The organism is Koromonas humicola, assembly GCF_059726255.1.
On sequence record NZ_AP040873.1, the window covers coordinates 3,111,925 to 3,132,510 of the forward strand.

Here is a 20,586-nt window from a genome sequence, read left to right on the forward strand (position 1 = left end):
TGAGTAGAACGAGACTATCTTACATGCTGGACGGAATCGAAATCAGGGTGGCCCATTCAAGCCTTCAGTTGGCTTGAGTGGGGTATGGACTGTCCTACCAATATGAGCAGTCAAACTGTTCATCGGTGAATTGGCGCGAACAGACGGACTAGAGCCCCAACAGCTTCTTCACCTGCTCCGCCGTGACTCCACGCACCGCGATCAACTTATTGCGCCCCGTCTCACCGGACACAATCTCCACCGCTGACTTCGCCACGCCGAATACTTCCGCCAGATACTCGACAACTGCCTGATTGGCTTTACCATCCACCGGAGGCGCTGTAATCGCGAGCTTCACAGCATCGCCCATCAACCCGGCAAATGCGTTACGACTCGCCCTCGGCTGCACCCGCAAAGCGAACTGCGCTCCTCGCGCCGTGTCGCGTACCGTGAAGGCCATTACCCAGCCACCGCAAACAAAAACTCAATCACCGCAAGCAGAGCCGTCGCCAGCGCCGCAGGCTGATGCAGTACATTGCCCGGGAAGCGGTACAACACTCCGATGCACATGCCACCTGCCAGAGCCGTGACCAGCGCCGTCGTCCATCCCAGAAAGTGATCTTTGCCGCGTTGCGAACGCACGGCGTTCATCAGCCCCATCGACACAATCGCGACAGCCGCGCCGCCCGTCCATGGGCCGCGCAACAGAGCGATCTTTGGTACCCAAGCCGCAAGAAAATGCGCTCCACCAAGCAGCACCAGTGCCCAGGCAAATAGCGTATCGATCCACTTCATTGAGCCGACTCCTCGTACGGTGCGGGATAAGAACGCGATCCGAAAATTGCTGTTCCCACGCGTACGCAGGTCGAGCCTTCCTCGATCGCCACCTCAAAATCGTGCGACATACCCATCGACAGTTCCTTCAACTCCAGCCCACTCTGCTCTCTCAACTTGTCCCGCAGCTCACGCAAGCTTCTGAAGTATCCTCTTGCCCCATCTGGATCTTCTGTATACGGCGGCACCGTCATCAGTCCTTGAATGGTCACGTTTTCCAGCTTAGGCTCTGCCTCCAGAATTCTCCTCAGTTCCTCGGAATCCGGAGCCACGCCCGATTTTGCTTCCTCGCCGCCTACGTTCACTTCAATCAGTACGTCGAGCTTACGATTCAGCTTACCTGCTGCCTCGTTCAACCGCTCAGCCAGTCGCAGCGAATCTACGCTGTCCACTGCATGAAACAGCTCAGCCGCCTTCGCAGCCTTGTTCGACTGCAAATGCCCAATCAGGTGAAAGCTCACGCCCTCGCCTGCTTTTGCAGCTTCCTCGTACTTCCCTGCGAATTCCTGCACGCGGTTCTCGCCAAATAACTTCTGCCCAGCGGCAATCGCCTCAAGAATGGCTGATGCCGGATGCGTTTTTGAAACAGCCATCAGCGCCACATCGCCCGGTTGACGCCCTGCTCGCCTTGCCGCCTGCGCGACTCGCTCGCGCACCTCTGCCAAGTTCTCTTGAATGCTCATAGTGTCGGAACGATTGTAACGCCCGCCCAGCTTTGCCCTGAGTGACCTAGGGTCCTGTCCCGCTCGGAGTCGTTTTCTCAGAGAACCGCGGCCGCGGACTAAGGTGTGTTTAAGGTCCGCAGTCCTGCGTTCGACTACTTATCGGCAGCAACCCTGAAAAGTAAGCTGTTCCCACGCTCATGAAAAAGCTACTGGGAACATTCTTATCAGCGATCCTGCTGTTCGCCGCCGTTTCGTGTGCTCCGTTCGGCGCTGATCCGTTTCAAGCCGAGGCCAAGACCCGCAACGCGTCTCAGTCGGGAGCCCGCTTCGTTGAAGCAAAGAACAGCTCCCAGTCCGGCAACAGTCGCGGACGCATGTTCCGCGCGCCATCCCGACCAGCAGAGACATTCGGGCGTTACATCAATCCGCTTCCCATCTCCTTGCCCGATGGCTCCACCATGGAGAGTTGCCCCGATCCATCGATCATTCATTCGCAAACTCCGGGTGACGATGCCTGGTATATGTACTGCACGAATGAAGTTTTCCACGATGGCAGCTCCATGCACCTCATGGCCATCTCGCGCTCGACTGATCTCGTCCACTGGTCCTATGTTGCAGATGTCTTCCGCGCGATGCCAAGCTTCCTTCCGGCAAATAGTGGACTCTGGGCCCCCGACATCCAGTACCTTAATGGCAAGTACTATCTCTACTACTCCAGTTCTCTCAGCCCGAATGGTCCAGCCATCTACGTAGCCACGAGTGATCGTCCTGAAGGTCCTTTCAATGCCGTGTCCGCTCCGGTGATTGCTCAAGAACAGCAACCCGACGGCCTCTGGCGCGACTTCATCGATTCCAACGTAGCGACCGAAGACGGCCAGCACTACATCATCTACGGCAGCTTCCGAGGGGGCATTGCGGCACGCCAACTCTCCGAAGATGGTCTGTCAGCCGTTCCCGGCACCGAAACGCAAATATCTCCCGCGTACCGATATGAAGGCAGCTACATCGTCCAGCACGACGGCTACTACTACCTGTTCCTCTCTGCCGGAACCTGCTGTGCCGGATCGGGCAGCGGTTATGGTGTCTTCGTCGGACGCGCCTCTCACGTGACAGGTCCTTACGTAGATAAAGACGGCGTTTCTCTGATGGATCGCAACGTAGGCGGCACGCCCGTCATGGCGATGAACGGCAATCGCTGGCTCGGCCCCGGACACAACGCGACCTTCACCGACCCGAGCGGCCAAGACTGGATGCTCTACCACGCAGTCGATGCTAATCAGCCCATGTTTGCCGGTGGATGGACTCGCCGTCCAGCGATGATTGACCCGATCGAGTGGATCGATGGCTGGCCGACCGTTCGCGCAGGCGCCGGAGCTTCCGACGAACTCGAACCCGCTCCCGCACGCACTGCAAATGCCGCGCAACTCACAGCCACCCCCACGCAGCCGGAGTCCATGGGTGCGCTGCTCTCTTCCTACACTGTCGATTTCCGGTCCGGCCGCTTGCAGGGGAAGTGGAACTGGATCCACGGTGCGCCCGGCACCCCCACCGGCATCGAGAACGGTGCGCTCGTATTCCCGACCCAGCCCGGAGATATGCGCGAGGATCAACACAACGCCTCACTGCTCGCCGAATCGGCTCCTTCGAGTGACTATGTGGTTGAAGTGAAGCTCAGCAACAATCTTCCCGCTTCTGGACAGCACAACTTCGTTGGGGGCGGCCTCATGATCTACCAGGACGACGCCCATTACCTCAAACTGACCCTGCAATCCATTGCCGACACTATGCAGCTTGAGTTTGCCCGCAAGAACGGACCCGGAACTTGGGGCCGCTCCTATCTCGCATCGGCAGCGCCCGAAACCTACCTGCGCATCGCGCGCCACGGCTCCGTGTACACCAGTTACTCGTCCCGCGACGGAGTTCAGTGGACCCGCGGGCCAAGTTGGACGCTCAATGCTTCCTCGCCCCGCATTGCCCTGATCAGCGCTGGAGGAGCAGGCTTCGTCACCCGTTTTGAATATGTTCGTGTGGGAGAACGCCAGTAGTATTCGGCGTTCTCCATCTTGCCAGATTCGCTGTATCCCGCATTCGTCTTTTCGCTCCCGTGACACAATGAAAGATTGCAGAACGCAGGGCCATGTGCACCCGCCATCGCCTTCGCGTTCTCGCATCAAACAGAGACACAGGACTGCTTCGGGCAGTTCCTACGAGGGCGGTGCTGGAACCATGACGCGAAATCTTCTGTTACGTACGCTTAGTGCTCTTATGCTGTGCCTGTTGTCCTTGCCTCTTTTTGCGCAAGAGGGTGAAGGTCCGCTCAACAACATTCCTCCAAAGGGCATCACGGTCGAAGAACTCATTCATCGTTTTGCGACGAAAGAAAAAGAGTTCAAGGTCGCGCGCGAGCAGTACACCTGGACACAGAGCGTGAAGGTGCAAACGCTCGAGGGCAACACAGTCGATGGCGAATACCAGCAGGTGTTCGACGTACTTTTTGATAACAATGGCAAACGCGTGCAGCAGGTGAAGTTCGCGCCGCAGAACACGCTCACTCGCATCGACATGACTCAGGAAGACCTTGATGACATCGAGAAGCGCATGCCGTTCACGATGACCATCGACGACCTTCCCTATTACGACGTCAAGTACATCGGGCAGCAACAGGAGGACGAACTCAACTGCTACGTGTTCGATCTCAGCCCGAAAAAGATCGAGAAAGGCCAGCGATATTTCGAGGGCCGCATCTGGGTTGACGACCACGATTTACAGATCGTGAAGACCTACGGCAAGAACGTGCCCGACCTCGTAAAGCCCAAGAAGAATCAGGAGAACCTGTTCCCGCGCTTCACAACCTGGCGCGAGCAGATCGACGGCCAGTACTGGTTCCCCACCTACACCAAGGTCGATGACAACCTGCACTTCTCGATGGGCGATATCCATATCCGACAAGTCGTGAAGTACGAGAACTATCGCCGCTTCGGAACGCAGACCAAGATTTTGTATGAGGGTCAGGAAGTGCAAGGTCCGGAGCAAGACCAGAAGAACAGCACTCCCCAGAACTCGCCCAACAAGAAGTAGTCGTGCCTAAAAGCTAGAGCGCTGCATCGTGGCGCTCTAGCTTTCCTTTCATCATTCGCAACGCAAAATCGATCACCTGCGGCTCAAAAGGCTTGTGCACTATCGCGGAGATTTCCCTCCGTCGAAGTGCCGATTTCAAGTGACCGTTCTCCCCTTCAGTACAAACGACGATTGAGCAATCCGAGTCAATGGAGCAAAGAGTCTCAAGCGCGCCGAGCGATTCTGCGCAAGTTGAGAGGTCGGCAACGACCATCGCCACCGACTCATGCACGCCCTGAAACAGATGCACCGCTTCGTTTGCGTCCTTGAGCGTTAGTGTTTCAAACCCCATGTTGTTCAGCATTGCCTGCATTCTCTCTCTGGCCGAGTCGTCCTTCTCTACGATGAGGACAGAATTCCGCGCCGCCTTCGAATGCGCTTTGGGCTGCTCCTCTTGCACGCTCAACTTCTTGATCTCTCTCGCCAGTTCGCCGACCGAATTCACGCGGGAGACATTCAACGAACTCAGTCGTTCGCAGTGGTTTTCACTCCCGACAAGCACCTTGTGAATTGCCGGGCTGATCTGTTCGAGCATAGTGAGCGCTTGCATTTGCTCTTCAGAGGATGTCCCAGCACACGGCAGCACTACAGCCGTGATTCTCGGCACTGCTCTAAGGGCTGCTGCGGCGCTTGCCCGACTCGTAGAGGCAACTACTTCGCACAGGCCTAGTCTCAGCAGTTCATGGCTCGCTGCAAACTTTGAACCGGGAATTTCCATGCATAGAACAACGGGCAATTTCATCGTGGCTTTGATAGATGCGCCGTCTGCCCTGCATCGGATTCCTGCAGCCCATGAACGTTTTAAAGTTTTTACTTTGCTGAAAAATGTCGAGCGAACATGAGGCGAGGACGCCCCGCACCTTGCGTGCGAGGCCGTCATGAACTTCGGTCAACAGCGGATGGGTTGGATAGGAACTATGCGGCGTTGGGCAGAGAGCGATCGGCAGCAGTTTGGATGAACTTCTTCATCACGTTGGCCCACATCACCTTCTTGCGTACAGCGCTTTCCTTCACTGTTCGGCCAGCGGCAAACATCGAAAGCAGAACTTTGATCTTGACCACGCGCAGAATCTCCCGCTCCTGCTCCGTTGCTCCGTAAGCGTCAAGAAAGTTCTCCTGCACCTCGGTCGTGATTGTTCTGTTACAGAAAGGATATTTCTCCAGCGCTTCAACACATGCCAGAAACGTTGCTGGGTCCGTGTACGTGCTGCCGTCTTCTTCCATCCTGGCGAAGTCACTGAATCCGACTCCGTTCTCAAGCACTACAACGTTCAGCGGCGAGAAATCATTCAGTACCGTCGAATTCGTCAACGGCTTCCGAGCGCGGTCAAGGATGGCTCGTGTGCCAGAGAGAATCTTCTTGATCGAAGCGTCATCAAGGCCCTCCCCCTTGCAGCTATGGCACAACTTCTCTAATTCAAGTTGCAGCGCATCGCCATCTAGCGCTTTCGGAGGCTTCGCTGTCACTCGCTGGAATGATCGTAGCCATTTTCCGCTCGCCGTTGATGCGCTCTGCAAAAGGCCTACGCCCATGTACCCCGGCAATAGTGCGGCTTTCATGATGATCGACTGCAGAGGAATGCCGGCCAGCTTTTGGCTTACCACTGCACCCATCTCGCTGAAGTCGCCAATCGGTCTGGGAATGCCGGAAAGATTTTTCTCTATTGCAATGCTATGGACAGAGCGTAAATTCTGCGTTTCAGCCGCTGCGAGGGCGCGAGCCCCTGCGTGTCCGTTTTTTCCAGCGCGATAGAGTTTGGCCGCAAATCGCTCACTGCCATTGGAGAAATCGATCACAAGTTCGTAGATGTAGTGATCTGATTTTGGCGTATGGCCCACAACTCGAACCGCTCGGGGCTCACCTAATTCAGGAAACCACTGTGCCGCGCTGCTCCGTAACGATTCCGCAATCTGCTCCATTGCATTTTCTGGCATTGCTTCTCCAACCGCCTCGCACTTCCGACGAGAAAAACGGACAGACTCAAACAGCGATATATATGTTTGATGCGAATGCCTGTGCAGAGCTGAAGGTACTAAGGTGAGATTGCGGACAAAAGCAGCTTAGCCTTGTAAATGGCGGCTCAAAGCGAATTTGTTCTCGCGTGTACTCAGGGGCCAGGGGATTGGCCCCTGTTGAGTTAATAGAACAGATACTTGCGCCACTTCGCATCACTGCGTCCCATCATTCGCATGAGATGACGGCTCGTGTGCAATGAAAACGGACGCGGTTCCTTCAACGGACGCATGCCACATTCATGAGCCAGAGCATTGCCCTTCTTGCGATTGCACTCGTGGCAGCATGCGACAAGGTTCTCCCATGTCGAGAGTCCACCTCGTGATCGCGGAATCACGTGATCAAGCGTCAGTTCACTTGCCGGGAGCACAACTCCACAATATTGGCACGTGTTGCGATCTCTCAACAGAATGTTCTTGCGCGACAGTGCTCGTGTCTGGTGCGGAATGCGACGGTATTCAAGCAGTCGAATAACCGACGGCACGCGCATGGCGACTCTGGCAGAATGCAGAAAATGTCCGTTGATTTCCTCGGTCGCGGCTACACCTTTCAGCACAAGAACGATGGCGCGCCGGGCCGCACACACATTGATTGGTTCGTAGGAAGCATTTAGTACTAGCACGGGAGCGTGCATCGCCGTATATCCACGCTCGGCGAGATCATTATGCGAACGGATTGCTCTGTGACTCTCCATTGGCGTTAATCCCCAAGTCAGGCTGCACACGTGTAGCGTGCCAGCCAACTGGTTGCTCTCCAAAAGACAATTGGATGCCACGACGCTGGAGGAGGGTTCCCGGCGCCGTGCCCAATGCAGACGGCCCCGCTACGGATGGACCCGTCGGAATTGGACGGAAAGACGAACTATTCAAATCTGATTCGGCTTCCAACAAAACAGCGCTGGATCTCTCCAGCGCACTCTGCTCTGACCGGCCAAGCGCTCGCGCCGGAGTCACAACCCACACGCGCGCTGCGCCTGCATGTCGCAGTTCGCGTGCGCACTCTGAGGCTGTTGCTCCAGTCGTAAGCACATCGTCGACTAGCAGAATCTCTCGACCCTTCACCCGATCGCGCGATGTCACTTTGAACGCGCCTCGGATCTGCTGCTTTCGCTGTTCGGCGGTCAATGCCACCTGCGATTCCACGAATCGCACCCTCAGCAGCGACGTAACATCTAGGGTCACCTTTCGTCCTATTGCCTGCTCAATGCCGCGATGCGCGGCCCGCGCGATCAGTTCGGCTTGGTTGAATCCCCTCGCGCGCATTCTCACCTTGTGCGCCGGCACTGGAATCATCAACAGTTCCGGCACATCGATGTCGCCTTCAAGTTGCAGACAAGCTTCCGCCACAAACTTCCCTAACACATTCGCCACAGGACGTACCCGCTCATACTTCAGCAAATGCACCAACTGCCGCAGCACGCCCGTGTAAGCGCCATAGTTAACTGCTCGCGCAAACAATGGACTGTCGGAAGCGCATTCCGGACAGCAGGCATCGCCAAAGGCCGCATCCGTCGCAGCCAGCACGTTGCCGCAAACATTGCATCGCGGAAGCACAATCGCTTGGACGGATTCAATACAGGAAGGGCAGACCGGAAGACGTGAAACAGAGAACAGGGATGATTGGCAGATCCGGCAATCGGAGGGGAACAAGGCCGCAAGAAGGCTTTTGACCGCATCTCCCACAATTCGAGGAGCCAGCGGTTTTGCCTTCGGTATTATGTCCCAGCTACTGCTGAAGACCGGCCTCCTTTGAAAACATCAGAAGCGTTTACGAGGTATATAGACGAACTCAAGCTTCAATACGCACGAGTATACCACTTTGAGTCCTGCCCAGAACCCAACAGCCACGCCGCGACCAATTCTTCAATCGCCATAATGCTGCCATTGTTGTAGCAGCCGTTGCCCCACCTCTGCCGTTGCTTTTGCCTTCCGAGTCATCCTGAGCCGCAGGCGAAGGACCCCAGCCACCGTTGGCACTTCTCCCCCGCCCCGGGTACTTGCACCGTCCCCTTCTCCTGCCCCGAGCACGAGAAATGTTGTTCATAAACTCACCCTGCCGTAAACCTGATTTCGGCCCTTCCGTCCAATGAAATGAACGGCAATGGCTGAGACTTGTATAGTTCCGGTGATGACCCAAGCGGGATGGACCGCCGCTGAATTCGATGACATTGTGCGCGAGCACCAGGCACGTATTTATCGCCTGCTCTGGTGTGAACTGCGCGATGACGAAGCTGCGGCCACGCTCACGCAGGACTGTTTTCTCAAGGCTTATCGTGCCCGTGCCGATTTTCGTGGCGAATCGAGTGTCAGCACATGGCTCATTCGCATTGCCGTGAACCTCGCGCGCGACTATCAGCGCAATCGCCGCCAGAGCTTCTGGCGTCGCATGCTCGGCACCAACGAGAAAGAGGCGGAACTGGCGACTGAAAACGCCATTGACGCCACGCCTCGGGCCGACCGCACGTTGATTGCGCGTGAAGAGTTGCAACGCACGATGGCCGCGGTGAAAACGCTCTCCGCACAGCAGCAGACAGCATTTCATCTGCGCTTTATCGAAGAGCTTTCCATCGAGGAAGTCGCCGACGCAATGGGTGTCGAGATTGGAACCGTAAAGTCACATCTGTCACGGGCCGTACAAGCCTTGCGACAGCAAAGGAAAAAGAAATGAACCATCTCAGCGATGAACAATTGGCGCAATGGCTGGCGGGGGAAGCCGATCACGAAACCGAGTCGCACCTCCACCTTTGCGATGAGTGTCGCGCTGAAGCCACAGCCTTGCGCGACGGTGTCTCGCGATACGCCTTCGCTGTCCGCCATCAGGCCGCGCAGGCAGAAACTGCGCACATGGTTCCCAACTTCGCTCCAAGAAGAGTCCTGGCGCTGCATCGATTGCGCTGGGCAAGCGCCGGAATTTTGGCGCTAGCGCTGGCGGCACCAACGGCTTGGATGCTACGTTCGCGCCCCCCCGCGATAGCATTCCAGCCGCCCGCCAGCGCGCCTTTAGTTCCTCGCACTGTGCCGCAACCAACTCCGTCGCAATCTGTACCTGCGACTGTTGCGTCCACACAGCGTGCCGCACAAATCAGCGATGACCAGTTGCTTGAGGAGATCAACAAAGATCTCAGCCGAGAGATTCCCGAGGCTCTTGCTCCGGTCAGCGCAATCACCACGGCCCGTAACGAAATAGCCGCGGCTCGTCTGAACACAGGCACGACCGGAACGGTTTCCGATTTTGAAGGAGAAAGCAAGTGATTCGAAAGCTGCTAGTTACGTCTTTGTTACTCTGCGGCGTCGCCCTGGCCCAGCCGTCACATCCCGGACCTCAAGGTGGCCCCGGCGGTCCAGGGTTTGGGCCTCCGATGCACGGCGAAATGCATGGCATGCTACCCCCGGGCCGCTGGTGGAAGGATGCTGAGGTCGTCAAGAATGTCGGCCTCAACGATAGCCAGGTTCAGAAGATCGAGCAGATCTTCCAGGACAATCGCATTAAGCTCGTGCACATTCACGCCAGCTTGCAAGAGGAAGAGATAAAGCTCGAACCTCTCCTTGAAGCTGATAATCCGGACGAGAATGCCGTCATGGGCTCAATCGACCGCATCACCGAAGCACGTGCCGCGCTCGAAAAGGCAAACGCGCAGATGGCGTTTGCCATTCGCAGAGTGTTGACTCCTGAGCAGTGGAAGAAGCTGCGCACTCAGCGTCCACATCGTGAACACTTCCCACCACCAACAATGGGCCCGCAAGGTCGATTAGCGCCAGGCTCGCGCGGTCCGGAAGGCGCGCTGCCACCGTCCGCAACTCCTGGTGATAAGCAGGCCGCGCCAGACGGCGATCGTTAGACCTGTCTACCTGCCCAACCTGCGGTGATACCTCCAGATCACCGCAGGTTGTTAATCCTCACAACCACGCACCCCAATATCCTCTGCGCTTCGGCAAACTTGGTCCGTCCTTGCTACTTCCTCGCGTAGCTGCATATACTATCGGGTTTGCCTTCGGAGCGAGGATAGGGAAAACCCTGCTTTCTTCCATCGCCATCCGAAGTCAAGTCGTAGAATCAGGGGAGTGTATGCCAACCGCAATTGATCCGCACATGGAAACAAATCCTTGGGAAGCCCAAGCCGCACGTTTTGAACTCGCTGCCCGAAAACTCAACCTCGACCCCAGCCTCTGGAAAATTCTCAGCCAACCATCTCGCGAAATCACCGTCCACATCCCGGTTCAAATGGATGATGGCCGGATCGAGTTGTTCACCGGATACCGCGTACAGCACTCTATGGCACGTGGTCCTGCCAAGGGTGGCATCCGTTACGCGCCCGAAGTCAATCTCGATGAGGTCCGCGCCCTGGCTGCTTGGATGACCTGGAAATGCGCCGTCGTGAACATCCCATTTGGCGGGGCCAAAGGCGGCATCATTTGCGATCCCAAAACGATGTCCCGAGGCGAACTCGAACGCCTCACCCGTCGCTTCACTGCTGAACTAATCGAAGTCCTCGGCCCCGAGAAAGACGTCCCCGCCCCCGACATCAACACCAACGAACAGACGATGGCCTGGATGATGGACACATATTCCATGCACATGCGACAGACCGTAACGGCCGTCGTCACCGGCAAACCCATAGAGATCGGAGGCTCGCGCGGACGCCGCGAAGCTACCGGACGTGGCGTAATGCTCGTCACGAATCAAGCGGTGAAGAAACTCGGCATGCTCCCATGGAACACACGAGTCGTCGTGCAGGGCTTCGGCAATGTTGGTTCCCATGCAGCCCTTCTGCTACACGAGCAGGGATACCCGATCGTGGGCATCGCCGAATGGAACTGTGGACTGTTCAACCCAAAGGGCATCAATGTCCGCGAACTATTTGCGTACAAGACTGCCAATGGCACTATCCTCGGGTTCCCCGGAGCCGAACCCGCCGATCCTCGCGAACTTCTCGTCTCAGAATGCGAAGTGCTCGTGCCCGCTGCAATCGAGAACGTGATCACCACGCACAACGCCGGTAAGATCAAGGCCAAGATCATCGCCGAAGGCGCCAACGGTCCTACGACCGCCGCAGCCGACGAAATCCTACAGGAGAAAGGTGTCTTTATCATTCCTGACATCCTCGCCAACGCCGGCGGCGTCACCACGTCTTATTTCGAGTGGGTGCAGGACCGTCAGGGATACTTCTGGAAGGAAGACTTCGTCAACTCAGAGCTTGAACACATCATGACGACGGCGTTCCACGATGTCGTGCGCTACTCTGAAACACACGATGTGAACAATCGCATCGCAGCCTATATGCTGGCCATCGACCGCGTCGCGTCTATCATCAAAACTCGCGGCATCTACGCCTAGCATTTGCATCAAGGCCATACAGCCACTTCTGCCTCATCTGGCACAGGTGGCTGTATGGCCTTTGCCTTTGCTTTAGGGTGTCATCCTGAGCGAAGCGAAGGATCCCTACTTCGCTCCCATCCCTCCACAGCCGCCCCAGGTCACGAGACTCTCAATCTCCCTAACCTCGCCATCACTTCTCTGCAGCAAGCACCTCACTTGGAAAGATCTGCGTCTCCTTCGTATTGAAATCGAAGCTCACGACAACCCACCCCTGTTCCGTCCTGTACACAACGAATCTCGCGAATAGCGGTCCCCGATCGAAATCCAGAATCAAATAGATAATCCGCGTTCTCGATGACAAATCAATTGTGGTCACCGGTTCGAATCCGCGATACAAGCCGTACAACTCTTGCACCTGCCGCAGATTATTCGCCTGTGTCATCACCTCGCGGCTACCTTCCAGCGGACCGTTTTTGATCCACGAACGCACGGCCTCATCCGGACCATGGTCCTTATACGACTGCAAGCCCGTCAGAATGACGTACGGCACTTCATCATGCATACGCTTTCGACCCGCTACCGATTCCTGCCCAAACGCCGCAACTGCGCTCCACACAACAGCACAAAGACAAATGAAATACACCGTCTTCCGCATATGTCGCCTTTCAGTGCTGAATCATTCCGCCGAGTATATTCGCGCTTCAAAATCGTGAGTAATAGATTTGTTAACTTTGGTGTCGAAGCGTAACGACGGCCTGAGAACCTGCATCCCTCATGACATGGTCAACCTGCGCCACGGAAGCCTTGCGCCCGCTCACCGCTCCGCACTTGTCGTCCTGTTGTTGGCTCTCTTCACGATTTCTGCAAACGCCGCCACTTCGGCCGATACCGTTTGCCCTCGTCCATCTTTAGGCTCAGCCATCACACCGCCTTCCGAGCTTCGCAGCACCAACGGAGTCCTCGAACTCAACCTTCACTTCCGCACCGCGGTAGATGACGCGGGCCTCACGCGCTACTGCTACATCACCGATGATGGACACGAGTCGCCGACCCTTCGCGTGAATCCCGGCGACAAACTCATCATTCATTTCTCCAACGAGTTGCCCACCTCCGACTCGATGTCTTCCATGGCGGGCATGCAGGCCGTCCTCGCCACAACCGACGATCCATGCAACGCCATGACCATGTCATCGTCCTCCACCAACCTGCACTTCCATGGCATGAACGTCTCACCCGGATGCCATCAGGACGAGGTCATCCACACGTTGCTCCAACCTGGACAGACCTTCGACTACACGCTCGATATTCCTGCCAACGAACCCTCTGGCCTCTACTGGTACCATCCACACCCGCACGGCTTCAGCGAAGCACAAACCCAAGGCGGAGCCACCGGAGCGATCATCGTGGAAGGCATTCAGAATTCGGTTCCCGCGCTCGCGTCACTTCCCGAACGCACACTCATCCTGCGCGATCAACTCATACCCGACGCAGGGGTAAATCCGGACGATCCCGATATGCCTGCCTGGGACCTCTCGCTCAACTACGTCCCTGTGCAGTATCCGAACTACACTCCAGCGATCATCCAGACGCAACCTTCTCAGCAGGAGTTCTGGCGCGTGGCCAATCAGGCAGCCGACCTCATCTACGATCTCCAGATTGTCATCAACGGATCTCCGATTCCCGTGCAGGTCTATGCCATCGACGGCGTGCCCGTCAGCGGAAGTCCCATGACCGAAACCAGCATCTTCCTGCCACCCGGCAGTCGTGTTGAATTCGTCCTGACCACGCCATCTGTCAACGACACGGCACAGCTCATCACGCAGGACTGGGACACCGGCCCGGATGGCGATCGCGATCCAGCGCGTAAGATTGCCGACATCAAGGCTTTATCCAGCGCACCAGCACTCGCCAAGCTTCCCGCCGCGCAGTCTGAGACTAATGGAAAAATCGCGAAGCGCTTCGCAGCTCTCGCCGAAGCCACTCCTGTCGTCGAGCGAAGCCTCTACTTCTCCGAAAACGCCCTGGAAGGTGATGGCGAAGCCGAGTTCTACCTCACAGTCGCCGGACAGTATCCGCAAGTTTTCGATATGAACCAATCGCCCAACATCGTTGTCCACCAGGGCACCGTCGAAGACTGGACGATTCAAAACGCCGCCGCTGAAGACCACGTCTTCCACATCCACCAGATTCACTTCCAAGTCCTCGAAGTCGATGGCCAAGCGGTAAACGATCCCGCCATTCGCGACACCGTCAATATCCCTCACTGGAACGGTACCGGCAACTACCCCAGCGTTAAGCTCCGCATGGATTTCCGAGACAGCAACATCGTCGGAACTTTCCCATACCACTGCCACATCCTCGAACACGAAGACGGCGGCATGATGGGCCTGATTCAGGTCCTGCCTGCTGGCATCAGCACCAATTCTGCACTTACATCTTCCATCCAGAATGTCGGACTCAACTCAATGGTCCAAATCACCGGAACCATCACTCCTGCGAGCACGGGATCGGCTGCGCCTGCGGGAACCATGCGCTTTTTGATGAACAATCAGAGCGCGCTGTGGGATGTGGGGGTCACCAACGGACAAGCCGTTCTCTCGACCAACATCACATCCACCGGCACTCACACTTTCACCGGAATCTACCAAGGCGACGCAAACTACAACGCCTCACAATCCGTCCCCATCACGATCAAGGTCCCCGAACGAAATTTCAGTCTTGCTTCGGCGAGTGGGATTATTGTTGCCGCCGGAAACTCCTCGTCAACAGCAATCACTGTCACGCCCACCGGAGGCTTCACCGATCAGGTTTCGCTTGCCTGCACGCTCCCGGCGACCATGACCGGCGCAACCTGCTCCTTTTCGCCGTCCACCGTTGCCGGACAAGGCAGCGCGACGCTCATCGTGGCAACTACCGCGCCTAAACCCACCACTGCGCAACATCACAGCCACGGCCCCTTACTCGCCGCGTTCGCGCTTCCTCTCGGATTCGTCTGGTTAATGCCGTTGAATAGATCACGACGCCGCCAATGGATCGCACTGCTCATTTCTTCGCTCGGACTCATACTTCTGGCATCCTCCTGCGGATCAGGCAGTAGTTCGAAACCCGTCCCAGTCACGCCGACTCCCGCCGGAAGCTACATGGCCACAGTTACCGGCACCTCCGGCACCGGAGCTTCCATGATCACCAACCAAATTCAAGTTGTAGTCAGAGTTCAGTAGCAACTACGCAAACACAAAGCCCCACGCGCATCCACGTGGGGCTTTCCTGTAGAACTTAGAATCGTTACCTGATTCCAACCACGGCCAGCATCCGTCCCGTCACCCGATCCTTCCGGTACGAGAAGAACAGATCAGTCCTGCACGACGTGCACAGATTCATTGACTGAATATTCTCTTCCGGCACTCCCGCGTCCAGCAGTTGACACCAGTTCGCCTTTACCAGATCCAAATGCCGCGACATCGCAGGTTCGCCGTGCCCCGGAGCTCTCTGATTCAAAAACAACATCGGATACTTCGTCTTCAAGCTCCAGCTATCGAACACATCCTCGAACAGTTCCTTCGAGTACGCGAATTGTGAATCGAACCGAGCCTCCACCTCTTCGCCAATTTCATAGCAGCACGCGCCAATTCCCGGCCCGATAGCCGCGACCAGGTTCTCCGGCTTCGATCCAAGCTGACGACGCATCTCGCCGACGCCCTTCTCCACAATGCGCTGCACCGTCCCGCGCCATCCCGCATGGAACACGCCAACAGCTTTGCGCTTCTTGTCAGCCACGATCACCGGAAAACAGTCCGCGACCTTAACACCCACTAGCACTCCTGTGCTATCCGTGATCAAACCGTCGCCGGCTGTCTCCACGACATTGTTCTTCCGCAGCCTGGCCCACTCGGGTCCCCTCGCGCCGTAGACGCGGTGAATAGCGGCAGAATGTACCTGGTTCAGTAGCACCAGTGGCCAAAGCTCGCCATCCTCTTTGCGCGCCTTCAGCTTGCGCAGTAACCGCTCGCGATTTCGCAGAACGTTCTCCCGCGTATCTTCCTCGGTAAAGCCCAGATTAAGCTGCTTTTCGCCATACTCTTTCGTTACGCCGCCCTGCCGCGTGCTGAATCCGTGCACCAACCATGGAATCTCGGCCAGCTTCTCGGACGTGAGCACCTTGACCGTCGGAGCTTTCACTGGACGTGGGCTTGAGCGTTCGCGGTCGCGCTTGGCGCGCTGAGTCTTCAGCGCAGAAGCCGTCCGGCCCCTGGAAACAGTTTTCTTCTGAATTGTCATGTAGTCTCGATTGTAGCCGATGCTACCACCTTAACTCTGTGCGCAAAATCCGGTGTCTCTGGACCGATTTGCAATGCCATTTCACATTTTTTGAGGTACCCTACAAAATCCTTAGCGGACCGCCCCGGTCCGTTTGCAGGGTTCCTCTTTGTGGGATTAGAGTTTTAAACATGTACGAAGATTTCACTACCGTCGAGCGTTGGACCGGCAGCTCGGTCCACTGTATTTACCAGTGCATCATGATGGCGATTGCAACGCGCCACGCTGATGCTGTCGATGTGAAGTTCCTCGTTAACGGCCGCCCCGTGTGGATCGCTCTCGCGCATCCCGCTTGGGCTGAGCACAATAAGCGAACAGGACACGTCATCACCGATCCACTCGCAGTTGAAATCGCAGGACATTATCTTAGAACGATTTTAGAAAATGGCGAGGAGAGCGGGCGCGATCTTTACACCCTCTCCACTACCGAAACGCTCGAACATTTGGACGCGGTTTTGAAGGAGGCGAAAGTAATCGCCAGTTAGTAGCGCTTCTGATCATCTGCCGTGTGTTGTACGACGAAGTTCCGCGCTGAAGTACGTTGCCAGACATTTTTACTTGTACCCAGTCATTCAGCATTTATAGGAGACCTTTATGTCAACAGCCACACAGTCAACCGGAAAACATTCCGTGCCCCTGAGCAAGAACAAACATTTGCTCAGATGGGTTGAGAAGATCGCGGAATTGACCAAACCCGCTGCCATCCACTGGGTTGACGGATCGCAGGAAGAGAATGACGAGCTGTGCGCGCAACTTGTCGCCAATGGCACTTTTACCAAACTCAACGAAAAGCTCTGGCCCGGCTGCTTTTACGCGCGTTCTGATGCAAGCGATGTGGCCCGTGTCGAAGATCGCACCTTCATTTGCTCGCAGTCGAAGGACAATGCTGGCCCCACCAACAACTGGGAAGATCCGTTTGTCATGCGCAAGAAGCTCAAGGGCCTCTTCGATGGCTGCATGGCAGGCCGCACCATGTATGTTCTGCCGTTCAGCATGGGTCCTGTCGGTTCACCCATGTCGCAGCTCGGGGTTGAGCTCACCGACTCGCCTTACGTAGTCGTCAACATGCGCATCATGACTCGCATCGGCCTGCCGGTCTTCAAAGAGATCGACAAGGACGAAAAGCGTGTCGTCCCCTGTGTCCATAGCGTCGGCAAGCCGCTCGCCGCTGGAGAGAAGGACGTTGCGTGGCCCTGCAACAAAGAAAAGTACATCGTCCACTTCCCTGAAGCGCGCGAGATCTGGTCGTTCGGTTCCGGTTACGGCGGCAACGCGCTGCTCGGCAAGAAGTGCTTTGCCCTGCGCATCGCCTCCACCATGGCCCGCGATGAAGGCTGGATGGCCGAGCACATGCTCATCCTCGGAGTCGAGAACCCCGAAGGCGAAAAGACCTACGTCGCTGCTGCTTTCCCGAGCGCCTGCGGCAAAACGAACTTCGCCATGCTGATTCCGCCCGACGGCTTTGAGGGCTGGAAGATTCGCACCGTCGGCGACGATATCGCCTGGATTCGCCCCGATGCCAACGGTCAGCTTCGCGCCATCAATCCGGAAGCAGGATTCTTCGGCGTCGCTCCTGGCACTTCATTGAAGACGAATCCCAACGCCATGGCCGCCTTGGCGAAGAACACCATCTTCACCAACGTCGCACTCACTTCTGAGGGTGGCGTGTGGTGGGAAGGTATGAGCGAGCCGCCAGCCGAGTGCACCGATTGGCAGGGGAATCGCTGGACACCGCAGATTGGCAAGGAAACCGGCAAGCCCGCCGCGCATCCGAATGCCCGCTTCACCGCGCCTGCGAAGCAGTGCCCGACCATCGACCCCGACTGGGAAAATCCGAACGGCGTGCCGATTTCGGCATTCATCTTCGGCGGACGGCGCCCCACGACCATGCCTCTTGTTTACCAGGCATTCAACTGGAGCGCAGGCGTTTACACCGGAGCCACCATGGGTTCTGAAATGACCGCAGCCGCTGCCGGCACTATTGGCAAAGTGCGGCGCGATCCGATGGCGATGCTGCCCTTCTGCGGATACCATATGGGAGACTACTTCCGTCACTGGATCAAGATGGGCCGCAATCTGGCTGTTACGCCGCGCATCTTCCACGTGAATTGGTTCCGCAAAGGCGAAGACGGCCGTTTCCTGTGGCCCGGCTACAGCGAAAACATGCGCGTCCTCAAGTGGATCATCGACCGCGTCCACGGCAAGTCGCTCGGCAAGGAAACCCCGATTGGCTGGGTTCCGCGCTACGAGGACATCGAGTGGAAAGGGTTCGACTTCCCCAAGGAGACCTTCGAGCAGCTCCAGACCGTTGATCGCGAAATGTGGAAGCGCGAGGTGATTGGACACGAAGAGCTGTTCATCAACCTGCACGACCACCTGCCGCCCGAGATGGTCTACGAACGCGAACTCCTCATCTGTCGCCTCTAACGAACAGCAACGCACGAAAGCATGCCGCTGGCCTCAAACCAGCGGCATGCTTCTTTTTGCACCCGGCCTTGACCACTCCGCCCGAAAGAAAGCGAGTTGCACCCAATTTGTGATAGATGGACTTACCCGGTTTTGCGACAGGTATCTGTTGGTTTCTTGAACTCTTGTTGATATCGTTGCGGTTACAAACAATGGGTAAAACAGAGAAGACCATCTGATGATTATGAAAAGTTTCGTACTGTTATCGATCTTCGCTGCATTTCTCTCACTATCGTTATCGGAAGCACAGGCCTGTCCGGAAACAAATTGCAAGAGCGGGCGAATTGAAGTGGAACGTGAATTTGTAGTCACTGCTACAAACGAAGGCAAGCCATTAAGCGGCGTGATTGTTGAGGTGACGACTGAATCCAAAGGGGAGACTTTAACGGCCTTCTCAGGTGAAACCTCAACGGATGGGAGCATACGAACGAGGAAGGTCGATCCGGGCGATTACTGGATCACGATTTCTTACCTCGGACACGAATCATTGCAATGCATTCGCGTGCCTGAAAAGCCGAGCAAGAACACGAAGAGAGAATTCAAATACGAATGGGGTGCTGGAGCTCCGACAACAAAACAGGTTGCGGGCAAGTTAGTCAATTCAGAAACCCTCGCGGGCATCGCTGGCGCCAGGCTGAAGCTTCGGAATCCTGCCGGCACTTCTGTGACGGCAGTGTCGGGGCCGGGCGGAAGCTTCGACTTCAAAGATACGCCACCGGGCACGTACGTCCTTCAGGTGGCCCCTGGCACCGCTAAGGACGGAACGCGTTACATCGATTCCACCTTTGTTATCACCGTATCACCAGAAGCGAAGGCTAAGCAGCTAACCGTGAAGCGGAGAGCAGCTCCTTACGGCGACTGCCGAAACCCGGCAACAGATCTGGAGCTGGAAAACAACTAGCTGGGTCGCGTTATTGCTCGCCCACGCCGGTGGCCCACCCTCGATATCCAAAAAGATTGCTTCCGACTCTAAACCTTTTCCAGCGTGAGATGAGTCGCGTATTCCGAAGCTTCTCGATTGGTTACGGAAAAACCAAGCGCGCGCAGATCCAGCCCCTCAAACAATGGTTCCCCTTGACCGAGCAAAACAGGCACCGACGCGAGATGCAGGGAGTCGATCAGTCCGGCCTTGAGATACTGCCTCACTGTCGAGACGCCTCCTCCTATCTTGACGTCTTTCGGGCCTGCAGCTTGCTTCGCGCGCTCGAGCGCTTCCTCGATTCCGCCGGTCACAAAGTAGAATGTTGTCCCGCCTTCCATCACCAGAGGCTCACGCTGGTAATGTGTCAGAACGAAGGTTGGCGCATGATAAGGCGGATTGTCGCCCCACCAGCCTTTCCATGAGTCATCCAGCCATGGGCCGCGCACGGGGCCAAACATGTTCCGACCGAGGATGAAGGCCCCGAAGTTGTCCATCGCCCGATGGGCAAATTCATCGTCGATGTCGTCGGCCGATCCGCCCTCTTTCCCCTGCATTGAGCGGAAGCTCCGCGTATGAAAGAACCACTGAAAGAGCTCGGGGCCACGCTTCCCCAGCGGATCGCTCTCGCTCTGCTCAACCCCAGCGCCGTACCCATCGAGCGAAACCGCAAATCCCGCTACACGAACTTTTGACATCTGTGTTCTTTCCTCCGCGATTCTTGTGATGCCGATCTAGAGTCTTTTTACGCACTCACATCTTCGCCTAAGATGCCGCCTCATGACGCCGGACCAGCCTACCTGTCGCAAAATCGCCAGCTCACTCCCAAACCCACCATCACGTGAGCATGTCTCTACGCCTTCCTGCCCTCTAAACGTCTGCTTTGCTTTTGCTCTTCCCCGCTACTCACAAAATCCCCACCAACTCCTCCGCTCTGTTTATCATGGTGGCAGAGTATC

At 56.5% G+C, this 20,586-nt stretch carries 20 protein-coding genes; 10 read left to right on the forward strand and 10 right to left on the reverse strand.

Annotated features, from left to right (window positions below; all coding sequences use genetic code 11):
* Positions 1-148: 148 nt before the first annotated feature.
* From AC6IZD_RS13455 to AC6IZD_RS13465, 3 genes are read right to left on the reverse strand one after another with little or no spacing between them, the layout of a single operon-like run.
* Positions 149-439: a DUF167 domain-containing protein gene (locus tag AC6IZD_RS13455; protein ID WP_497783830.1), complete on the reverse strand. Its 291-nt coding sequence runs from the start codon at positions 437-439 to the stop codon at positions 149-151.
* Positions 439-774, reverse strand: a complete 336-nt coding sequence (locus tag AC6IZD_RS13460) for a hypothetical protein (protein ID WP_497783831.1) — start codon at positions 772-774, stop codon at positions 439-441. Before AC6IZD_RS13460 ends, AC6IZD_RS13455 begins: the two co-directional genes overlap by 1 nt.
* On the reverse strand, positions 771-1,496 hold the full coding sequence (locus tag AC6IZD_RS13465) for a YggS family pyridoxal phosphate-dependent enzyme (protein WP_497783832.1): 726 nt from the start codon (positions 1,494-1,496) through the stop codon (positions 771-773). The genes AC6IZD_RS13460 and AC6IZD_RS13465 overlap by 4 nt, the downstream gene beginning before the upstream one ends.
* 179 nt (positions 1,497-1,675) lie before the next feature.
* On the opposite strand from AC6IZD_RS13465, the gene AC6IZD_RS13470 reads away from it, so the two are divergent.
* A complete protein-coding gene (locus AC6IZD_RS13470) occupies positions 1,676-3,523 on the forward strand; it encodes a glycoside hydrolase family 43 protein (RefSeq protein WP_497783833.1) in 1,848 nt (615 codons plus the stop codon).
* A 181-nt stretch (positions 3,524-3,704) separates the two neighbouring features.
* Positions 3,705-4,556: a LolA-like protein gene (locus AC6IZD_RS13475; RefSeq protein WP_497783834.1), complete on the forward strand. Its 852-nt coding sequence runs from the start codon at positions 3,705-3,707 to the stop codon at positions 4,554-4,556.
* 13 nt (positions 4,557-4,569) lie between these two features.
* On the opposite strand, the gene AC6IZD_RS13480 is transcribed toward AC6IZD_RS13475, so the two are convergent.
* The 4 genes from AC6IZD_RS13480 to AC6IZD_RS13495 all read right to left on the reverse strand — a co-directional run bounded on the left by AC6IZD_RS13480 (position 4,570) and on the right by AC6IZD_RS13495 (position 8,162).
* The gene (locus AC6IZD_RS13480; RefSeq protein WP_497783835.1) at positions 4,570-5,145 is read right to left on the reverse strand and encodes a response regulator; all 576 of its coding nucleotides are present in this window, start codon (positions 5,143-5,145) and stop codon (positions 4,570-4,572) included.
* A gap of 365 nt (positions 5,146-5,510) precedes the next feature.
* Positions 5,511-6,530 carry a hypothetical protein gene (locus AC6IZD_RS13485; RefSeq protein WP_497783836.1) on the reverse strand — a complete coding sequence of 340 codons (1,020 nt, stop codon included), beginning with the start codon at positions 6,528-6,530 and terminating at the stop codon, positions 5,511-5,513.
* Between the two features lie 203 nt (positions 6,531-6,733).
* Positions 6,734-7,303, reverse strand: a complete 570-nt coding sequence (locus AC6IZD_RS13490) for an HNH endonuclease (protein ID WP_497783837.1) — start codon at positions 7,301-7,303, stop codon at positions 6,734-6,736.
* Complete coding sequence (locus AC6IZD_RS13495; RefSeq protein WP_497783838.1) at positions 7,272-8,162, reverse strand: ComF family protein; 891 nt, start codon at positions 8,160-8,162, stop codon at positions 7,272-7,274. The genes AC6IZD_RS13490 and AC6IZD_RS13495 overlap by 32 nt, the downstream gene beginning before the upstream one ends.
* Before the next feature lie 547 nt (positions 8,163-8,709).
* Between AC6IZD_RS13495 and AC6IZD_RS13500 the strand changes: the two genes are divergently transcribed.
* The 4 genes from AC6IZD_RS13500 to AC6IZD_RS13515 all read left to right on the forward strand — a co-directional run bounded on the left by AC6IZD_RS13500 (position 8,710) and on the right by AC6IZD_RS13515 (position 11,943).
* Entirely contained in the window at positions 8,710-9,276 is a 567-nt protein-coding gene (locus AC6IZD_RS13500; protein WP_497783839.1) for an RNA polymerase sigma factor, read from the forward strand.
* Entirely contained in the window at positions 9,273-9,860 is a 588-nt protein-coding gene (locus AC6IZD_RS13505) for a hypothetical protein (protein ID WP_497783840.1), read from the forward strand. The genes AC6IZD_RS13500 and AC6IZD_RS13505 overlap by 4 nt, the downstream gene beginning before the upstream one ends.
* Positions 9,857-10,447 (forward strand): Spy/CpxP family protein refolding chaperone, encoded by a 591-nt coding sequence (locus tag AC6IZD_RS13510; RefSeq protein WP_497783841.1) that lies wholly within the window; start codon positions 9,857-9,859, stop codon positions 10,445-10,447. The genes AC6IZD_RS13505 and AC6IZD_RS13510 overlap by 4 nt, the downstream gene beginning before the upstream one ends.
* A 227-nt stretch (positions 10,448-10,674) precedes the next feature.
* Entirely contained in the window at positions 10,675-11,943 is a 1,269-nt protein-coding gene (locus AC6IZD_RS13515; RefSeq protein ID WP_497783842.1) for a Glu/Leu/Phe/Val family dehydrogenase, read from the forward strand.
* Between the two features lie 172 nt (positions 11,944-12,115).
* Here AC6IZD_RS13515 and AC6IZD_RS13520 read toward each other — a convergent pair whose 3' ends face one another.
* Positions 12,116-12,580, reverse strand: coding sequence for a hypothetical protein (locus AC6IZD_RS13520; protein ID WP_497783843.1), 465 nt, complete (start codon positions 12,578-12,580; stop codon positions 12,116-12,118).
* Positions 12,581-12,659: 79 nt separating this feature from the next.
* Between AC6IZD_RS13520 and AC6IZD_RS13525 the strand changes: the two genes are divergently transcribed.
* Entirely contained in the window at positions 12,660-15,146 is a 2,487-nt protein-coding gene (locus tag AC6IZD_RS13525) for a multicopper oxidase domain-containing protein (protein WP_497783844.1), read from the forward strand.
* 64 nt (positions 15,147-15,210) lie between these two features.
* Here AC6IZD_RS13525 and pgeF read toward each other — a convergent pair whose 3' ends face one another.
* Positions 15,211-16,203 (reverse strand): peptidoglycan editing factor PgeF, encoded by a 993-nt coding sequence (pgeF, locus tag AC6IZD_RS13530; RefSeq protein ID WP_497783845.1) that lies wholly within the window; start codon positions 16,201-16,203, stop codon positions 15,211-15,213.
* Positions 16,204-16,373: 170 nt separating this feature from the next.
* Between pgeF and AC6IZD_RS13535 the strand changes: the two genes are divergently transcribed.
* The 3 genes from AC6IZD_RS13535 (at position 16,374) to AC6IZD_RS13545 (ending at position 19,609) form a co-directional block, all read left to right on the forward strand.
* Complete coding sequence (locus AC6IZD_RS13535) at positions 16,374-16,727, forward strand: hypothetical protein (RefSeq protein ID WP_497783846.1); 354 nt, start codon at positions 16,374-16,376, stop codon at positions 16,725-16,727.
* Between the two features lie 109 nt (positions 16,728-16,836).
* Complete coding sequence (locus tag AC6IZD_RS13540) at positions 16,837-18,669, forward strand: phosphoenolpyruvate carboxykinase (GTP) (protein WP_497783847.1); 1,833 nt, start codon at positions 16,837-16,839, stop codon at positions 18,667-18,669.
* A 328-nt stretch (positions 18,670-18,997) separates the two neighbouring features.
* On the forward strand, positions 18,998-19,609 hold the full coding sequence (locus tag AC6IZD_RS13545; RefSeq protein WP_497783848.1) for an MSCRAMM family protein: 612 nt from the start codon (positions 18,998-19,000) through the stop codon (positions 19,607-19,609).
* 68 nt (positions 19,610-19,677) lie between these two features.
* On the opposite strand, the gene AC6IZD_RS13550 is transcribed toward AC6IZD_RS13545, so the two are convergent.
* Complete coding sequence (locus AC6IZD_RS13550; RefSeq protein WP_497783849.1) at positions 19,678-20,325, reverse strand: dihydrofolate reductase family protein; 648 nt, start codon at positions 20,323-20,325, stop codon at positions 19,678-19,680.
* Positions 20,326-20,586 lie beyond the last annotated feature (261 nt).